The sequence below is a fragment of the Pigmentiphaga sp. genome, assembly GCF_019689535.1.
GTDB lineage: Bacteria > Pseudomonadota > Gammaproteobacteria > Burkholderiales > Burkholderiaceae_B > Pigmentiphaga.
The window spans coordinates 1-4,156 of record NZ_JADGHH010000249.1; the positions used below are offsets into that span (position 1 = coordinate 1).

5 protein-coding genes and 1 tRNA gene are annotated in these 4,156 nt (G+C 63.9%); all 6 read left to right on the forward strand.

Features of this window, described 5'->3' with window-relative positions; translation table 11 throughout:
• Positions 1–74: 74 nt before the first annotated feature.
• Complete coding sequence (locus IRZ12_RS16020; protein ID WP_296470558.1) at positions 75–1,052, forward strand: NAD(P)H-quinone oxidoreductase; 978 nt, start codon at positions 75–77, stop codon at positions 1,050–1,052.
• Positions 1,053–1,375: 323 nt separating this feature from the next.
• A complete protein-coding gene (gene tpiA, locus IRZ12_RS16025; protein WP_296470561.1) occupies positions 1,376–2,155 on the forward strand; it encodes a triose-phosphate isomerase in 780 nt (259 codons plus the stop codon).
• On the forward strand, positions 2,156–2,572 hold the full coding sequence (gene secG, locus IRZ12_RS16030; RefSeq protein ID WP_296470564.1) for a preprotein translocase subunit SecG: 417 nt from the start codon (positions 2,156–2,158) through the stop codon (positions 2,570–2,572).
• A 51-nt stretch (positions 2,573–2,623) separates the two neighbouring features.
• A tRNA-Leu gene (locus tag IRZ12_RS16035) sits at positions 2,624–2,708 on the forward strand.
• A gap of 171 nt (positions 2,709–2,879) precedes the next feature.
• Positions 2,880–3,419 carry a DUF4102 domain-containing protein gene (locus IRZ12_RS16040; protein ID WP_296470567.1) on the forward strand — a complete coding sequence of 180 codons (540 nt, stop codon included), beginning with the start codon at positions 2,880–2,882 and terminating at the stop codon, positions 3,417–3,419.
• A gap of 16 nt (positions 3,420–3,435) precedes the next feature.
• Complete coding sequence (locus tag IRZ12_RS16045; RefSeq protein WP_296470570.1) at positions 3,436–4,152, forward strand: site-specific integrase; 717 nt, start codon at positions 3,436–3,438, stop codon at positions 4,150–4,152.
• Positions 4,153–4,156 lie beyond the last annotated feature (4 nt).

Genomic DNA, 4,156 nt, shown 5'->3' on the forward strand with positions numbered 1-4,156 from the left:
GCCCTGGATGGGAGCAGGGGTGGCATAGCCGTATATGATGACCGTCTTCGGACAAAAAAACGGGAAGCTGTTCCATGATCGCGATCGAAATTACCCGTCCCGGCGGACCTGAAGTCCTGCAAGCCGTCGAACGCCCCACGCCCGAGCCGGGCCCGGGCGAAATCCTCATCCGGGTCGCCGCAGCCGGCGTCAATCGGCCGGACGTCGCCCAGCGCCTCGGTACCTACCCGCCGCCTCCCGGGGCTTCGGACCTGCCCGGCCTGGAAGTGGCGGGCACCGTCGCCAAGCTAGGGGAAGGCGTGGACGGCTTTGCGTTGGGGGACGAGGTCTGCGCCTTGGTCAACGGCGGGGGGTATGCCGAATACTGCGCCGTACCGGCCACCCAGTGCCTGCCCTTGCCGAAGGGCTTGAGCATGGTCGAGGCTGCGGGCTTGCCCGAAACCTATTTCACCGTGTGGAGCAATGTGTTCATGCGGGCCCGCCTCTCCGCCGGGGAGTCTCTGCTCGTGCACGGCGGGGCGAGCGGCATTGGCACGACAGCAGTGCAACTGGCGCACGCGCTGGGGCATCCGGTCTATGCCACGGTGGGCAGCGATGAGCGCGTGGCAGCCGTCGAGAAACTCGGGGCGACCGCCGGCATCAATTACCGCACCCAGGACTTCGTACAAGAGATCAAGCGGCTCACGAACGGACGGGGGGTGGACGTCATCCTGGACATGGTGGCGGGCGACTACGTCGCGCGTGACATCCAATGCCTGGCCGACGATGGGCGCATCGTCCTGATTGCGCTGCTGGGCGGCGCGCGCGGCGAAATCGACTTTGCCCGCGTCCTCAGCCGGCGCTTGACGATCACCGGCTCGACCTTGCGGCCGCGCTCGACGCAGTTCAAAGGCGAGGTGGCGGCGGCGCTGCGGCAGCACGTATGGCCCTTGTTCGAAGACGGGCGCCTCAAGCCGGTGGTCTACGCCACTTTTCCGCTGCGCGAGGCGGCGCGGGCGCACGCCATGATGGAGTCGGGGGAACACATAGGGAAGATCGTCCTGACCGTCTGAGCACGCCCGGTAAGTGCTCGAGACGCCACCCGGGGCCGCCTGCCGGCACCCGGCGCGCAGCGACCGGACAGCCTCGCGCCGGCGCGTGCGTGGGAGCAGGGCACGCCGGCGACGGACGGTCTACAATGCTGCCTCTGCGCGCGTGGTACCCGTCGCGCCGGCTTGGCGCAGCCGCAAGGTTTCCGGCCTGGCGACGCGTGTGGGCCGGGCGGCCATGCCTGCTTTTTTGCGATACGGGCTGCAGTAGCGGCCCGGACCCGATACAATCGAGATTTTGCCTGCGTCCTTTTTGAGCGTCGCGGGCTTTTTTCGATCCCTTGTCGATGGCAACTACACAGAATATCCGCCGCCTGGTGCTCGGCAACTGGAAGATGCACGGCAGTCTCACGGCCAATGCGCAATTGCTTTCGGCCGTCCGCAGCGCCTGGAACCAATCGTCCGGCGCCGCTGCCTGCGACGTCGGCGTCTGCGTGCCGTTTCCCTACCTGGCCCAGGTCGAGTCGGCCTTGACCGGCTCCGACATCGCCTGGGGCGCCCAGGACGTCAGCGTCCACGCCCAAGGCGCGTATACCGGCGAAGTGTCCGGCGCGATGCTGGCCGAGTTCGGCTGCCGCTACGTACTTGCCGGGCACTCCGAACGGCGCAGCATGCATGGCGAAACCAGCCAGCTCGTGGCTGATAAGGCCAAGGCTGCCCTGGCGGCTGGCCTGACGCCGGTGGTCTGCGTGGGCGAAACGTTGGCCGAGCGCGAAGCCGGCCGTACGCTGGCCGTCATCGACGAACAACTCGCCCCCGTCCTGGCACTGGGCAAGGATGCGGTGTCCCGCATGGTCATCGCCTACGAGCCGGTCTGGGCGATCGGCACGGGCAAGACCGCAAGCCCCGAGCAGGCCCAGGAAGTGCATGCTGCCATCCGCGCCGCGCTCGGACGCGTGGGTAGCCCCGGCGTACGCGTGCTCTATGGCGGCAGCGTCAAGGCCGCAAACGCCGCTGAGCTGTTCGCCATGCCCGACATCGACGGCGGCCTGATAGGAGGCGCCTCGCTGGTCGCCGAAGAATTCCTGCGCATCGCTGAGGCGGGCGCGACAACCCGGAGTGCTTGAATGTCCGTATTGCTTACCGTCCTGCTCATCGTGCAGGTCATTTCTGCCCTGACGATCATCGTCCTGGTGCTACTGCAGCAAGGCAAGGGCGCCGACATGGGTTCCGCCTTCGGCGGCGGCTCGGCCGGTAGCCTGTTCGGCGCCGCAGGTGCGGCGAATTTCCTGTCGCGCACGACGAAGTGGGCGGCAGTGGTGTTTTTCATCACCACTGCCGCGCTGGCCTACCTGGGGCGCCCGATGTCTTCCGCCCCGGAAGGCGGCGTGATGGAGAGCTTCAATCCCGACCAAACGGTGCCGAGCGTGCCGGGCTCGACGCAAGTACCGCCGCCCGCCGCACCCGACGCCTCGGTGCCGCCAGCTCCGTCCGCCGCGCCACAGGAAAATGCTCCTGCGCAGCCGGAAGCGGAGAAAAAGTAAGGAAGCTTCCTCATGAGCCCGGAAATGTTATATACTAGCGGGCTCACGCAAGCCGTCGTGGTGGAATTGGTAGACACGCTATCTTGAGGGGGTAGTGGCGAAAGCTGTGCGAGTTCGAGTCTCGCCGACGGCACCAATTAAGTGTTTTGGCATGTGCCAGGACAGTGCAAGAGCCCGCGTAATCTATAGGACTATAGGATTCGCGGGCTTTTTGCTTTCTGGATGCGTCGAGATGTATCACACTATGCCAGAGTTTTGAGTATGCTCTTAAGTACTTTTCCTGAAACATACTCAAATCGGGCCCCTTATGCCTCGACTGGCGAAAAATCTGACGGACGTCGCTGTCCGTAATGCCAAGCCCAAACTGACGCCGTATCGGCTGGCGGCAGGCGGCGGGCTGTTTCTCCATGTGCTTGTCAGCGGACAAAAGTCCTGGCTAGTGCGGTACCGAGTGGACGGTAAGCAGCGCACGGTTGTGGTTGGGCACTACCCGGTCTTGTCACTTGCCGAAGCCAGGATGAAAGCTTCCGCTATCCACCTCGCGGCGAGAACCGGAGCCCCAATTGTGGGGTATCGTGCTGAGCTTCATGACAGGCGGGCCCACCAAGAGGCAGAGCAGGACGCAGCCAAGCAGGCTGCAGCGGATGCGACTCGCTATTCCTTTGCCGTATTGTCGGAGGCATGGCTTGCTGTGCGAAAGCCTGGCTGGTCTGACGAGATCTACCGCAAGGCGCAATACGTAGTGCGCCGCCACCTGCAGCCGGCAATCGGGATGCTGGATATGCGGACAATGCGCAGCAAGGACGTCACAGATACCTTGCGGGCCATTGCTTCCAATGGCTCCTAGCTTAGCCAGAAAGGCTGTGCAGTACCTCAACGGCGTAGTGGATCATTGTATTCTCGAGGGAATTCGCGACGATGACCAGGTGCTCCGCCTTCGTGGGATTCTGCCCAGTTACCGGGGCGGACATATTCCTGCGGTTACCAGAGAGAAAGACATTGGGCCTCTTCTCCGGGCAATTGGAAATTACGAAGGTGTCGTGGTGCGCTCGGCGCTCATGTTGGCGGCCTGGACAGCGCTCCGCCCTGGGGTGATCGCAAGCGCGCGGTGGTCGGAAATCGACCTCGATAAGGCCGAGTGGCACATTGCCGGGCTTGAGGAGGACGGCAGGCGCCGGATGAAGACCGGACATTACCACATTGTGAGCCTACCCAGGCAGGCGGTGGCGATGCTCAGGGAGATGCAGAAGTTCTCCGGTGGCGCCGAATATGTCTTCCCGGCAGTTGGAAAAATGCGCAATGCCCATTTGCATAGGGATGCCTTGTCACGAGCATTGCGCCTGATGGGCTTTGCTGGGGCGCATACGCCGCACGGTTTCCGGGCCATGTTGCGTACGGTGGCGCGAGAGCGCCTCCAGATCGATTTCGATGTGCTGGAGGCTCAGCTTGCGCACGCCAAGAGGGATGCTATCCAAGCCGCCTATGATCGGACTCGCTTTGACGACGAACGCCGTGAGGCCATGCAGCGCTGGGCGGACTATTTAGATGCTCAGATGTCGGGGGCGCTCGATGGCAACTAAGCTC

Excerpts from the sequence above, each read along its gene's own strand:
- IRZ12_RS16020 (WP_296470558.1), top strand. The coding sequence starts at position 75 with ATGATCGCGATCGAAATTACCCGTCCCGGCGGACCTGAAGTCCTGCAA.
- tpiA (WP_296470561.1), top strand. The coding sequence starts at position 1,376 with ATGGCAACTACACAGAATATCCGCCGCCTGGTGCTCGGCAACTGGAAG.
- secG (WP_296470564.1), top strand. The coding sequence starts at position 2,156 with ATGTCCGTATTGCTTACCGTCCTGCTCATCGTGCAGGTCATTTCTGCC.
- IRZ12_RS16040 (WP_296470567.1), top strand. The coding sequence starts at position 2,880 with ATGCCTCGACTGGCGAAAAATCTGACGGACGTCGCTGTCCGTAATGCC.